At 70.4% G+C, this 12,354-nt stretch carries 16 protein-coding genes and 1 pseudogene; 5 read left to right on the top strand and 12 right to left on the bottom strand.

Annotation, left to right across the window (positions count from 1 at the left end; translation table 11 throughout):
• Positions 1-63 precede the first annotated feature (63 nt).
• Positions 64-816 carry a class I SAM-dependent methyltransferase gene (locus LP418_RS21745; RefSeq protein ID WP_257953647.1) on the bottom strand — a complete coding sequence of 251 codons (753 nt, stop codon included), beginning with the start codon at positions 814-816 and terminating at the stop codon, positions 64-66.
• A 31-nt stretch (positions 817-847) separates the two neighbouring features.
• Positions 848-1,417, bottom strand: a complete 570-nt coding sequence (locus tag LP418_RS21740; protein WP_257953646.1) for a M36 family metallopeptidase — start codon at positions 1,415-1,417, stop codon at positions 848-850.
• A 623-nt stretch (positions 1,418-2,040) separates the two neighbouring features.
• Here LP418_RS21740 and LP418_RS21735 point away from each other — a divergent pair.
• Genes LP418_RS21735 through LP418_RS21720 form a run of 4 tightly spaced genes read left to right on the top strand, consistent with a single transcriptional unit; the run spans position 2,041 to position 4,613 of the window.
• Positions 2,041-2,526, top strand: a complete 486-nt coding sequence (locus LP418_RS21735) for a flavodoxin family protein (RefSeq protein WP_257953645.1) — start codon at positions 2,041-2,043, stop codon at positions 2,524-2,526.
• A 50-nt stretch (positions 2,527-2,576) separates the two neighbouring features.
• Positions 2,577-3,326, top strand: a complete 750-nt coding sequence (locus LP418_RS21730) for a septum formation family protein (protein WP_257953644.1) — start codon at positions 2,577-2,579, stop codon at positions 3,324-3,326.
• Positions 3,323-4,252: a septum formation family protein gene (locus tag LP418_RS21725; protein ID WP_257953643.1), complete on the top strand. Its 930-nt coding sequence runs from the start codon at positions 3,323-3,325 to the stop codon at positions 4,250-4,252. Before LP418_RS21730 ends, LP418_RS21725 begins: the two co-directional genes overlap by 4 nt.
• Before the next feature lie 46 nt (positions 4,253-4,298).
• Positions 4,299-4,613, top strand: coding sequence for a GNAT family N-acetyltransferase (locus LP418_RS21720; protein WP_257953642.1), 315 nt, complete (start codon positions 4,299-4,301; stop codon positions 4,611-4,613).
• A gap of 76 nt (positions 4,614-4,689) precedes the next feature.
• Here the strand turns inward: LP418_RS21720 and era are convergent.
• The 3 genes and pseudogenes from era to LP418_RS21705 form a co-directional block, all read right to left on the bottom strand.
• Positions 4,690-5,690 (bottom strand): annotated as a pseudogene (gene era / locus LP418_RS21715) (GTPase Era).
• On the bottom strand, positions 5,687-6,490 hold the full coding sequence (locus LP418_RS21710) for a siderophore-interacting protein (RefSeq protein ID WP_257953641.1): 804 nt from the start codon (positions 6,488-6,490) through the stop codon (positions 5,687-5,689). The pseudogene era and the gene LP418_RS21710 overlap by 4 nt, the downstream one beginning before the upstream one ends.
• A gap of 17 nt (positions 6,491-6,507) precedes the next feature.
• On the bottom strand, positions 6,508-7,467 hold the full coding sequence (locus LP418_RS21705; protein ID WP_257953640.1) for a class I SAM-dependent methyltransferase: 960 nt from the start codon (positions 7,465-7,467) through the stop codon (positions 6,508-6,510).
• A gap of 4 nt (positions 7,468-7,471) precedes the next feature.
• On the opposite strand from LP418_RS21705, the gene LP418_RS21700 reads away from it, so the two are divergent.
• Positions 7,472-7,813 (top strand): hypothetical protein, encoded by a 342-nt coding sequence (locus LP418_RS21700; RefSeq protein ID WP_257953639.1) that lies wholly within the window; start codon positions 7,472-7,474, stop codon positions 7,811-7,813.
• Here the strand turns inward: LP418_RS21700 and LP418_RS21695 are convergent.
• The 7 genes from LP418_RS21695 to LP418_RS21665 all read right to left on the bottom strand — a co-directional run bounded on the left by LP418_RS21695 (position 7,786) and on the right by LP418_RS21665 (position 12,302).
• Entirely contained in the window at positions 7,786-8,529 is a 744-nt protein-coding gene (locus tag LP418_RS21695; protein WP_257953638.1) for a hypothetical protein, read from the bottom strand. The genes LP418_RS21700 and LP418_RS21695 overlap by 28 nt on opposite strands.
• A complete protein-coding gene (locus LP418_RS21690) occupies positions 8,459-9,157 on the bottom strand; it encodes an FAD-binding protein (protein WP_257953637.1) in 699 nt (232 codons plus the stop codon). Before LP418_RS21690 ends, LP418_RS21695 begins: the two co-directional genes overlap by 71 nt.
• Positions 9,158-9,199: 42 nt before the next feature.
• The gene (locus tag LP418_RS21685; RefSeq protein ID WP_336275781.1) at positions 9,200-9,448 is read right to left on the bottom strand and encodes a cytidine deaminase; all 249 of its coding nucleotides are present in this window, start codon (positions 9,446-9,448) and stop codon (positions 9,200-9,202) included.
• Positions 9,449-9,525: 77 nt separating this feature from the next.
• Positions 9,526-9,813 (bottom strand): transporter associated domain-containing protein, encoded by a 288-nt coding sequence (locus LP418_RS34195; protein ID WP_257953636.1) that lies wholly within the window; start codon positions 9,811-9,813, stop codon positions 9,526-9,528.
• Positions 9,814-9,835: 22 nt separating this feature from the next.
• Positions 9,836-10,831, bottom strand: a complete 996-nt coding sequence (locus LP418_RS21675) for a hemolysin family protein (RefSeq protein WP_257953635.1) — start codon at positions 10,829-10,831, stop codon at positions 9,836-9,838.
• Positions 10,828-11,295, bottom strand: coding sequence for an rRNA maturation RNase YbeY (gene ybeY, locus LP418_RS21670; RefSeq protein ID WP_257953634.1), 468 nt, complete (start codon positions 11,293-11,295; stop codon positions 10,828-10,830). The genes LP418_RS21675 and ybeY overlap by 4 nt, the downstream gene beginning before the upstream one ends.
• Positions 11,292-12,302: a PhoH family protein gene (locus LP418_RS21665; RefSeq protein WP_257953633.1), complete on the bottom strand. Its 1,011-nt coding sequence runs from the start codon at positions 12,300-12,302 to the stop codon at positions 11,292-11,294. The genes ybeY and LP418_RS21665 overlap by 4 nt, the downstream gene beginning before the upstream one ends.
• Between the last annotated feature and the right edge of the window lie 52 nt (positions 12,303-12,354).

Genomic DNA, 12,354 nt, shown 5'->3' with positions numbered 1-12,354 from the left:
AGGAGGCTGCGCGTCATGATGGGAACAGCCTAGACCCGTCCGGCGCAGCGCGCCTCACTTGTCTCACGCACGACCTCGTACGGCGAACGCGACCGCCGTCAGGTCGAAGGGACCGTCGCCCGAGAGCTCGTGGCAGTGGGCCCGCACCTGCTCGCGACGCTCGGGATCCAGACCGGCGATGGTCTCGCCGATCGGCCCGACCCCGTGCAGGTAGGGCTCCCACCACTCGTCGAAGCTCGCGTGGGTGACGGTGACGGCCAGTTGGGTGCCGTCGACGTGGTGCAGACCGGCCCGCTCGAAGAGCTCCTCGAGGTGGCCCTCGGACCACTCGGTCGACTCGGTCTCCCGGGCCGGCGCCACCTTGTCCAGCGCCGACCAGATCGTCGCCATCGGGGCCCGTCGCCCGGCGATGTCCCAGACCGTCGCACCGACCCAGCAGCCCGGCCTCGTCACGCGCGCCAGCTCCTTCAGCCCGGCCAGCGGGTCCGTCATGAAGTGCACGACCGGGCATGCCCCCGCCACGTCGAACGAGTCGTCCTCGTGGGGCAGCGCCTCCGCCGTACCCTCGCGCACGTCGACCCCGGGGGGAAGCGCGCGGCAGGCAGCGACGAAGGGGGCGGACGGGTCGATCGCCGACACGCGGTCGGCGCCGAGCCGCTGGACGAGGTGCTCGGTCCACGCGCCCGGGCCGCAGCCGACGTCGAGGGCGCGCTCGCCCGCCCGGACGTCGAGCCAGTCAGTGAACGACCCGGCGAGCGGCCGCGAGTAGCGACCCATGAACCGGTCGTACGCCTCGCCCGTCACCTCGAACGTCACGCCAACAGACGCTACTCCTGCGGGCCGCGACTCAGAAGGTGATCCCCCGAGCGGCGAAGCGGGCGCGGATCAGGTCCCGGGTGCCGTCTCCGCGCTCTCCCGCCTTGGCCCAGATCTTCTCGGCTGCGGCGCCGAAGCTGGTGTCGGCCGCGAAGTCGAACTGCGCGTCGATCATCGTCGTGTCCCAGTCCTCGGTGGTGAGGCCGGCATCGACATAGCCCGGGCGGATCTCCCAGAGGGCCCGGCTCCAGATCTGGCCGTCGAAGTGCACCCGGTTGCGGCGGTCGGCCAGCGTCAGGTTGCGGTCGAAGCGGCGGATGCAGTGCGGTGCCGCTGTGTAGGAGACCGCGTCCCAGTCCATCGGGCAGGCCTCCTCGGCGCCGACCTCCCAGCCGTAGCGATGGGCCGCGGCCGTGCCCGTGCTGACCGCGAAGTAGTCGCCGAAGGACTCGCCGATGGCGCCGGCGTCGATGGTCGTGCCGTAGCCCGGGACCCGGTCGTGGTGGATGGCGTGGCCGTACTCGTGCACGATCACCTCGGCGTCCTCGGCGTCGTCGACCCCGCCCTTGCCCGGGCGGATGAAGTCGCCCTTGTCTGTCATGTAGGAGTTGTCGATGCCGTACTGCCCGATGCGGACGTCGTAGGACCGCTTGAGGATCGGCCGCAGCTCGCCGCCGAAGCCCGGGGACTGGAGGTACTCCCCGGGCCTCGTTGACCCAGAAGTAGCCCATCACCTGCTCGAACTGGTCCCGGTCGCGGGTGTAGAAGAACTCGTTGGCGGTGCTGTAGGCCGGCGTGCCGGTGCTGGTGCGCACGTTGGCCCAGTCGCCGCGCAGGAAGCCGGACCCGTCGAGGTTGCGCAGCTCGGCGGTGGCATAGGCCTCCGGCGGCATCGCGGCCTCCTTGCCGTCCTTCGCGTCGAGCAGCGTCTGGTCGCCGGTGGACTGCACCGGGTTGACCTTGAAGACGCGAGCGCTGCCGACCGAGGAGCCGCTGCCCGGCTTGGTCGCGTTGGCGGGGTTGGCGGAGATGGTGGCTGACATGGTGGCGGCCGGGGCGAGGGCGGCAAGGCCTGCGGTCGCGGAGACTCGCGCGGAACGACGGTTGATGGTCACCGCGCGACGTTAACCTCCACGGCCCGACGTCGGGAAGACCCAAGAGTCTGCGGATCAGGAAAAGTTCCACCCGGACGATTTCCGGCGCGCCTCTTCTACGCTGGCGGACATGGCCCGGTTGCTGATCGTCCACCACTCCCCCACACCGACTGTGCAGGCTCTGACCGACGCCGTCATCGCGGGCGCCGGGGACGACGCGATCGAGGGGGTCGAGGTCGTCGTGCGTACGGCGCTGGACGCGTCTGCGCAGGACGTGCTGGCCGCCGACGGCTACCTGCTCGGCACGCCCGCCAACTTCGGCTACATGAGCGGGGCCCTCAAGCACTTCTTCGACACGATCTTCCTGCAGGCGGGCGGCGCGCTGGCCGACGACGGTTCGGCCGGCGCTGCGGCGGGCGGCCGCAAGCCCTACGGGCTCTGGGTGCACGGGCGCTACGACACGACCGGCGCCGTGCGGTCCGTCCAGTCGATCGTGCAGGCGCTCGGCTGGCAGCAGTCGGCCGCCGTGCTGGAGATTCTCGGCGACGTCGGCGATGAACAACGCGCCTCGGCGTATGAGCTCGGCGGTACGATCGCCGCGCTGCTGAGTGAATGACGAGGAGACGGATGGCCGGGCGTCTGCTGCTCCACGGCGTGGCTACGGTGGTGACGCTTGCACTGGCGCTCACCGCCTGTGGCGCGGACGAGCCCTCCGACCCGGTCGAGGCCCCCGAGCTCGGCGCCTGCCGCATGCTCGAGCCCGACGACGTCGCTGCGTCGGCCAACTCCGCCCCCACCGTGGACTGCGAGCAGGACCACACGGCGGAGACCTATGCGGTCGGTCCGCTGCCCTCGGAGCTTTCGGATGCGGCGTACGACGACGCGGACATCGGCGCCTTCGCCTACCGGACCTGCTCGCAGGCGTTCATGAAGTTCCTCGGTGCCGACGAGAGCATGGCGCTGCGCACGATCCTGTCCCGGGCGTGGTTCCGGCCGTCGCAGGAGGCGTGGGACAAGGGCGCGCGCTGGTATCGCTGCGACGTCGTCGGCGGCACCGACGACGCCACCGACTTCGTGCTCCTGCCGACCACCGCGAAGGGGCTGATGTCGTCGGGCGTGCCCGAGGACAAGTGGATGGCGTGCGTGAACGGTGAGGCCGTGCCCGGCGCCCCGCGGATCCCGTGCAGCGAGGCGCACACGTGGCGGGCGGTGACCACGATCAAGGTCGGCGCCGACAAGGACCCCTACCCGGGCGACCGGCTCGTCGAGGTGAAGTCACGCGACTTCTGCGACACGTCGGTGAGCGCATGGCTCGGCTATCCGCTGGAGTACAAGTTCGCCTACACCCGGTTCCACGAGGCCGAGTGGAAGACCGGCAACCGGCGCTCGATCTGCTGGGCCCGGACGACCACGTGAGAGCCGTCGTCGCGCTGGTCCTCGCGCTGGCGCTCATTGGGTGCTCGGACTCCCCGCCTACGGCACCCACGCCCTCTCGGTCACCCTCCCCCTCGACCGCCGCTCCTACGACGGAGTCCGTCGCCGTACCCCGTCCGGAGAAGAACGGCTGCCACCTGTTGAGCTACGACCGGGCCGTCGCGCCCGTCGTCGGTGGCACCGACGTGAGTTGCAAGAAGAAGCACACGTCGCAGACCTACAAGATCGGCCGGCTGTCCCCGGTCTCCGGCGGACACCTCGTCGCCGTCGACTCCCCCTCGGTGCAGGCGTCCGTCGCGTCGACCTGCACCTCGCTGCTGCGCGACCACGTCGGCGGCTCGCCCGAGGACCTGCGGCTGAGCATGGTGCAGGCCGTGTGGTTCACCCCGTCCGTCGAGGACGCCGCGGCCGGGGCGGACTGGTTCCGCTGCGACGTGGTGGCGCTGGCCACGACCGGGCGACTCGCGGCCCTGCCCCGCTCGACCCGCGGCCTCGTCGGCTCCTCCTCCCGCTTCGCCATGTGCGGTACGGCGCCGCCCGACGCAGCCTCGTTCAAGCGGGTGCCCTGCTCGGCGAAGCACTCGTGGGTCGCCGCCTCGTCCGTCGACCTGCCCGGGAAGGCCTATCCCTCCGCGTCGGCCGCCGGCGAGCTGATGGAGTCGGCCTGCCGTGCCGCCGCCCGCGCCCGTGCCGACGACCCGCTCGACTTCACCTCGGTCCGAGGAACGCCCGTCCAGGGGCCCAGTGGAAGGCCGGCCAGCGCTACGGGATCTGCTGGGTGCCGGCATGAGGATCGTCGAGCTCGGGCCGGACGACTGGGAGGAGTTCCGCGCCATCCGACTTCGGGCGCTGGCCGATGCCCCGGACTCCTTCGCCACCCTGCTCGCCGACGCCGCGCAGGAGCCTGAGGAATCGTTGCGGGCTCGCCTGTCCTCGCCCACGCCCGTTCTCGTCGTGCGCTCGGCCGGCGACCTGCTGGCGACGGGCGGCGGGTATCTGCCGCCCGAGCCGCCGGACGTGATGACGGTGTGGGGCATGTGGACCGCCCCCGAGGCGCGAGGTCGCGGCCACGGCCGGGCGCTGCTCACCCGGTTGCTCGACTGGGCGCACACCCGATCGATCTCGATCGTGGAGCTGCACGTCACCGAGGGCAACGACACCGCCCGGCGCCTCTACGAGAGCTGCGGCTTCGTCGCCACCGGTGAGTGGCAGCCGTTGCGCGAGGGGTCGCCGCTGCGGGTCGAGCTGCTCCGGCGCGCAGGCTCCTGAGGGAAACCGGCGGAAGACTCTGCGCCGCTGGTTGAGCAGGCGCGCCAGCGCCGTGTCGAAACCGAGGCAGCCCGCCTCAGAAGCCGAGCTTGCGCAGCTGACGCGGGTCGCGCTGCCAGTCCTTGGCGATCTTGATGTGCAGGTCGAGGTAGACCGGGGGTGCCGAGGAGCGCCTCGATCTGCTTGCGGGCGGCGGTGCCGACCTCGCGCAGGCGGGCGCCCTTGTGGCCGATCATGATCCCCTTCTGGGAGTCGCGTTCGACGTAGAGGTTGGCGTAGATGTCGAGCAGCGGCTTGTCGGCGTCGCGGCCCTCGCGGAGGTTCATCTCCTCGACGACGACGGCGATCGAGTGCGGCAGCTCGTCGCGCACGCCCTCGAGCGCGGCCTCGCGGATCAGGTCGGCGACCGGGATCTGCTCGGGCGCGTCGGTGAGATCGCCGTCGGGGTAGAGCGGCGGACCTTCCGGCAGCATGCCCGGGAGGATGTCGGCGAGCAGCTGGACTCCGGTCGCCGGAGACGGCCGACACGGGGATGATCTCCGCCCACTCGGTGTCCGTCTCCACCCCGAGGGCGGCGATGTCGAGGAGGTGCTGGCCGAGCTGCTCGGGCGTCACGAGGTCGGTCTTGGTCGCCACGGCGATCTTGACGGTACGGCGAACCTTGCCGAGCTCCTTGACGATGAACCGGTCGCCGGGGCCGGGCTTCTCGTTGGCCGGGAAGCACACCGCGACCACGTCGACCTCGGACCCGGTCGCCTTGACGAGGTCGTTGAGCCGCTCCCCCAGCAGCGTGCGCGGGCGGTGCAGGCCGGGGGTGTCGACGAGGATCAGCTGCCCGTCGGCGCGGTGCACGATGCCGCGCACGACGGTGCGGGTCGTCTGCGGCTTGGAGGAGGTGATGACGATCTTGGAGCCGACGAGCGCGTTGGTCAGCGTCGACTTCCCGGCGTTCGGGCGGCCGACGAAGCTGGCGAAGCCGCTGCGGAACCCCTCGGGCCGGGTGCCGTAGACGGGGCCCGCGGGCTCGATCCCGCTGACGTCGAAGTCCCTGTCACGTTCGCCGTCGTGCTCACTCATGTGGTCTTCTCTCGTGCTGCATCGTCTCGTGCACTGTCGTAGTCGGCCCAGATCTCGTCGTCACTCTTCCCTGCCGCCTTGCCCGCGCGCCAGATGGGGCCGGGATCGACCGCTCGCGGCTGGCGTTTCTGGCCACCCCCTCGCCAGTAGCCCATGACGTCGTAGGCCGAGGTGGGCAGCTGTCGCTCCCGCATCAGGTGCTTGCGGATCGCTCGCATCTGGGACGACTCCCCGGCCATCCAGAAGTAGCCCGAACCGGGCGGCCAGTCGATCGAGGTGACGATGTCGGCGGTCGCGGTCTCCACTCCGGACGGCGGGGTGGACCAGCTGACCTGTGCAGACTTCTGGCGATCGACGTACGCACGAATCGGCTCGTCCGGGGTCTCGACCCACGCCGTGACCGGCACGGAGACCGTCTCCATGATCCGGGCGACGGCGGGCAGGGCGGTGAGGTCGCCGACGAGGAGCAGCCACTCGGCGTCGGCCGGCATCGCGAACGAGCCCTTGGGCTCGCTGATCGTGACCTCCCGGCCGACGCAGTCGGTGGACGCCCACTCGGTGACCAGTCCGTGCTCGTGCACGACGATGTCGAGGGTCAGCTCGGCGCCGTCCCACTCGCGCACGGTGTAGTAGCGCGTCTGGAACTGGCCCGGAATGGTGAGCGCGACCCACTCGTCGGGGATCCCGGTCGAGGTGAACCCAGCGAGTCCCGGCCCTGCGAGGACCGGGCGCACGAAGTGCGACGAGAGCTGCTCCCGGCGGACGACTTCGGCCCGGAACGTCTCTGCTCGGGTGCTCACCGGCCAAGGCTACCGACTCACGCCCCCCACGTCGGACGCAAGGGGAACGGGTAGTCGCCGGCCGGGTCCGTCCCGGCGGCAAGGATGTGATGGAGGTTGAGCTCGTTGCGCTCGAACGCGATCCGCGAACCGGCCATGTAGAGCCCCCACACCCGGCCGACCTCGACGCCGACCTCCTCGACGGCCTCGTCCCAGTTGGCCTCGAGGTTCTCGCACCAGCCGCGCAGGGTGAGCGCGTAGTGCTCGCGCAGGTTCTCGACGTGCTGCACCTCGAGACCGGCGTCCTGTACGTCGCTGGCGATCCGGGCCACGCCCGTGAGCTCGCCGTCGGGGAAGACGTAGCGGTCGATCACCGCCCCGGTCGCCTCGGGCCGGTTGTGCGGACGGGTGATGCAGTGGTTGAGGAATCGCCCGCCGGGACGCAGCCGGCGCAACATGTCCGAGAAGTAGGCGGGGTAGTTGCGGACCCCGATGTGCTCGGTCATCCCGATCGAGCTGATGGCGTCGAAGTCCGACTCTGTCACGTCGCGGTAGTCGGAGTGCCGCACCTCTGCGAGGTCACCGAGCCGCTCGTCGTCGATGGCCCGCTTGGCCCAGTCGGCCTGTTCGCGGCTCAGCGTGACGCCGAGCGCGTACACGCCGTACTCCCGGGCGGCGTGCCGCACCATCCCGCCCCAGCCGCAGCCCACGTCGAGGAGGCGCATGCCGGGTCGGAGGTCGAGCTTGCGGCAGACGAGGTCGTACTTCTCGGCCTGCGCCTCCTCGAGCGTGGCGTCGTGGCTCGGGAACACCGCACACGTGTAGGTCATCGACGGCCCGAGGACGAGCTCGTAGAACCGGTTGGAGACGTCGTAGTGGTGGCTGATGACCTCGGCGTCGCGCATCCGGGAGTGCCGCAACCCCTCGACCGCGCGGCGCCACCTCGGCAGGTGCTCCACCGCGGGCGGCGGCGGCGGCTTGAGTCCGGCGAGGCCCACGGCCTTGACCGGGGGCCGCGACCTCGACGGCGCCGGGCGCGCGAAACCGGTGGTGGTTCCGCATCGCGTTGAGCAGGGGGTAGGGGTTGCCGGGGTGCACACCGTCGAGGACAAGGTCACCGTTGACGTAGGCCCGCGTCACCCCGAGGTCACCGGGGGCGGTGAGGATGTAGCGCAGACCGCGCTGGTTGCGGATGTCGAAGGCGATGTCCGCTGCGGGACGCCCGGCACGGCTGCCGTCGTAGGCCCGGACCTCCACGTCGAGATCCTGCGGCAGCATGCTCCGAAAGGCCGGGGCGATCCCGGCGAACTGGGACGTCACGCGTTCCACACCACCTTGTCGTAGAGACCGGTCAGCCGGTCGTCGGGGTCGTACCCCTTCTTCACCGAGGTCAGGTTGGCGCCGTCGTAGAGCGCGTCGAAGGTGTCCCGGTCGTAGAACGCCTCGGAGTAGAGCGACTTGTGGCCGCCCGTGTCGTGCACCTTCGCCTCGATGGCGCGGTTGCGCGGCGATGTCGGCGCGTCGGGCCCGACGGCGACGTTGCCCCAGAAGCCCACGTTGACGTAGGTCTGCCCGGCCGCCAGCGGATAGGACGGCCACGGCCGTGCGGAGTCCTCCCGGCGGAGTCGGAGCGGGCACAGCCAGACCGGTCGCATGCCGATCTCCCGGTCGAACCGGGCCGGGAACTCGGGCAACCGCTCGACCGGCACCTCCACGTCCTGGACCACCCGCTCCCCCTGCGGGCGACCGGCTCGCCGGTCCAGCCGGTCGCCGATCCCCCACCGGCGGTCGAGCGCGACCAGCTTCATGTAGACGTCGGACCGCCTCATGCGACGCGGCCAGATGCGGCGTAGGACCGGGTGCTGCGCACCGAAGGCCCGCGAGCACCAGAACCAGTCGGTGTCCCAGCGCCAGAGGTAGTCGAGCATCGTCAGGCGGTCGGTCGAGTGCTGCTGGATCGAGCGGTAGTAGACCTCCTGCCCGCCGTAGTCACTGGTCGGGCCGCGCTCGTCGGTCCACCGGGCGAGCGTCAGGTAGGCCTCGTCCGGCGCGAAGACCACGCCATCGACACCATCGACGCGCTCCCCGTCCCACTCCCGGCTCTCGGCGATCGTCGAGATCGCGTCCGGCAGCTCGGCGAGATCGTCGAAGTGCACGTGCCGGATCGCGGCGTACGGCGAAATGCGCTCGAGCTCGATCCGCAGTCGGATCGCATAGCCCAGCGAGCCGTAGGAGTTCGGGGAAGGCGTCGAACAGGTCGTCGCCCGGCCTCGTCGTGACGATCTCGCCGGCGCCGGTCAGCACGTCCATCTCGAGCACCGACTCGTGCGGCAGCCCGCTGCGGAAGCTGGTCGCCTCGATGCCCAGCCCGGTGACCGCGCCCCCGAGGGTGATCGTGCGCAGCTGCGGGACGACCAGCGGGATCAGCCAGTGCGGGAGCGTCGCCTCGACGAGGTGCTCGTAGGTGCACATCCCCCGGACGTCAGCCGTGCCCCCGACGTCGTCGATCGAGATGACTCCGTCGAGCCCGGACACGTCGAGGCCCGGGCCGCGCGGGCTCCGGCCGCGGAACAGGTTGGTCGTCGGCTTGGCCAGCCGGACCGGCGCGCCGGGGGGCAGGGCGGCATACGACTCCGGGAGCCGCGCCACGCCCTCCCGGTGTGAGTCCCACCCGACCGCGGCGCGCACATCTCCACGCTAGCGCGTGGGCACGCTCAGGTGGGCTGGTTGTCAGGTGAATTGGGTCTTTTCGATCGCACCACGGACATCGCCGACGTGCACGGGAACGCCGGTGCCGGCGAACTCCCAGGCTGCCGCCAGCGACGGGGCCTCGTCGATCGAGCTGAGCACGACCGCGGCCTCAAGCCCGCGCGAGCCCGACGCGATCGCCATGGCCACGCAGACCTCGAGCGCGGGCAGTGCCAGCGACGGCAGGGCGACGGTGGCACCGGCATAGGTGCGACCGTCGAGGTCGCGCACCGCGGCGCCCTCGGCGGCGTTGGTCCGCGCCCGGGTGGCGCGCCGGGGTGACCAGCTTCTGGTCCTCGGCCGACAGCTCAGTCATCGTCGTTCTCCTGCTCGTCGCTCTCGTCGTTCTCCGCCACCACGCTCACCAGCACGGTGCCGATCTTGTTGCGCCGCCCGGTGAGCCGCTCGGCCTCGAACCGGAGCCCGTGGCACTCGACCACCGATCCCGGGATCGGCACGCGGCCGAGGTGCTTGGCCATCAGGCCGCCGACGCTGTCGACCTCCTCGTCGTGGACCTCGACCCCGACGACCTCGTCCGAGTCGTCCACGGGAAAACGGGAGGAGACGCGGTACGTCGTGTCGTCGACGTACTCCACCTCGATCTCCTCCTCGTCGTACTCATCGGTGATCTCGCCGACGATCTCCTCCAGGGACGTCCTCGATCGTGACGATGCCGGCGGTGCCGCCGTATTCGTCGATGACGACCGCGATGTGCTGGCGGCGGGCCTGCAGCTCGGTGAGCAGGGAGTCGACCGGCTTGGACTCGGGCACCCAGTGGGCGGGACGCATGACCTCGTCGACGCGCTGGGTGAACTCGACGTCGGGCTGCTCGAAGTCGCGCCGGACGATGTCCTTGAGGTAGGCGATGCCGACGACGTGGTCGAGGTTGTCGTCGATCACGGGCACCCGGGAGAAGCCGCTGCGCAGGAACAGCGACATGGTCTGGCGCAGGTTCTTGTGGCGCTCGATGTAGACGACGTCGGTGCGCGGGACCATCACCTCGCGGGTGGTCGTGTCGCCCAGCTCGAAGACGGAGTGGATCATCTTGCGCTCGCCCGACTCGATCACCGCCGACGCCTCGGCCGGGTCGACGAGCTCGCGCAGCTCGGCCTCCGTCGAGAACGGTCCCTCACGGAAGCCCCGGCCGGGTGTCAGCGCGTTGCCGAGCAGGATCAGCAGCTGCGGGAGTGGCCCCGGGATCGAGGTGACGAAGGACAGCGGCGCCGCCGAGGCCAGCGCGACGGTGGCGTCGTGCTGGCGACCCAGCGTGCGCGGCGCGACACCGATCACGACGAACGAGACCAGCAGCATCGAGCCGACGGCAGTCAGGTAGGCCGGCCAGAAGTCACCGTTGTAGAGGTCGTGGATCCACAGCGCGACCAGCACGATCGTCGGCCGTCTCGCACAGCAGTCGCAGCAGCAGTGCGGTGTTGAGGTAGGCGCGGGGTCGTCGAGGATCCGCACCAACCGGCGCGAACCGGGCCGTCCGTCGTCCTCGAGCTCCTCGGCGCGGGCGTGCGAGAACCCGCCGAGCGCGGCGTCGGCAGCGGAGAAGAGTCCGGCGAGGAAGACGAGCAAGGCTGCTACGAGGAGCAGCCAGATATCGCCGATCACCGGGCCGGGTCAGCGGATGGTGCCCGCCACTCCTGCAGCAGCTCGTCCTGCAACCCGAACATCTCCCGGTGCTCCTCCGGCTCGGCATGGTCGTAGCCGAGGAGGTGGAGGATGCCGTGCACGGTCAGCAGCTCGATCTCGGCGTCGCGCCCGTGACCGGCCTCGACGCCCCGGCGCTCGGCGACGACCGGGCAGAGCACGAGGTCGCCGAGCACGCCCTCCTCGGGCTCCTCGGTGACCTTGCCGGGACGCAGCTCGTCCATCGGGAAGGCCAGCACGTCGGTCGGGCCGTCCTTCTCCATCCACTGCTTGTTCAGCAGTGCGATGGTGTCCTCGTCGACTGCCTTGATGCAGAGCTCGGCCTGCGGGTGGACCCGCATCTTGTCCATCACGAACCGGGACAGGCTGGACAGTCGGCGTACGTCGAGGTCTGTCCCCGACTCGTTGAGGATCTCGATGCTCATGAACGCGTCCCCCGCGGTCGTCCCTGCTCGGCGTGCGGCGCGGCCGCGTCGAACTCGTCGTACGCCGCAACGATCCGCCCGACCAGCTTGTGCCGGACGACGTCGCTGGCGGTGAGGCGGTTGAACGAGATGTCGTCGATCCCCTCGAGGATGCCCTCGATCACCCGCAGGCCGGACTTGACCCCGCTGGGCAGGTCGACCTGCGTGACGTCGCCCGTGACCACGATCTTGGAACCGAAGCCGAGTCGGGTCAGGAACATCTTCATCTGCTCGGGCGAGGTGTTCTGTGCCTCGTCGAGGATGATGAACGAGTCGTTGAGAGAGCGACCGCGCATGAACGCCGGGGGCGCGACCTCTATGGTGCCCGCCGCCAGCAGCTTGGGGATCGACTCGGGGTCGACCATGTCGTGGAGCGCGTCGTAGAGCGGGCGGAGGTAGGGGTCGATCTTCTCGCTGAGCGTGCCGGGGAGGTAGCCCAGCCGCTCCCCCGCCTCGACCGCCGGCCGCGTCAGGATGATGCGGTTGACCTGCTTGGCATGCAGGGCCCGGACGGCCTTGGCCATCGCGAGATAGGTCTTGCCGGTGCCGGCCGGGCCGATGCCGAAGGTGATCGTGTTCTTGTCGATCGAGTCGACGTAGTGCTTCTGGTTGATCGTCTTCGGGCGGATCGTGCGGCCACGGTTGCTGAGGATGTTGAGCGAGAGGACGTCGGCCGGGCGTTCCTTCGTCTCGGCCTTCATCATCGTGACGATGCGCTCGACGATCTCCTCGCTGACACCCCGGCCCGTGCGGATGATCGTGACGATCTCGTCGAGCAGCCGCTCGGCCAACGCGATCTCGGCGGGCGGGCCGGTGAGCGTGATCCGGTTGCCGCGCACGTGCACCAAAGCGCCGAAGGCCCGCTCGATGATGCCGAGGTGCGAATCGCCGGGGCCGAGCACGCTGACCATGTCGATGCTGTTGGGCACCACGACGGTGTGCGTGGGTGCTGCTGAACTGTCAGTCATGGATGCCCCGGGCGGGCGACCTTCCCGGATCGGTGGCGGAGCGTGCCTCCAT

The sequence above is a fragment of the Nocardioides sp. B-3 genome (genome assembly GCF_024703895.1).
In the GTDB taxonomy this organism is placed as follows: domain Bacteria; phylum Actinomycetota; class Actinomycetes; order Propionibacteriales; family Nocardioidaceae; genus Nocardioides.
The sequence above is the reverse complement of the archived record's forward strand: the minus strand, read 5'-3'. Positions and strand labels throughout refer to the sequence as shown.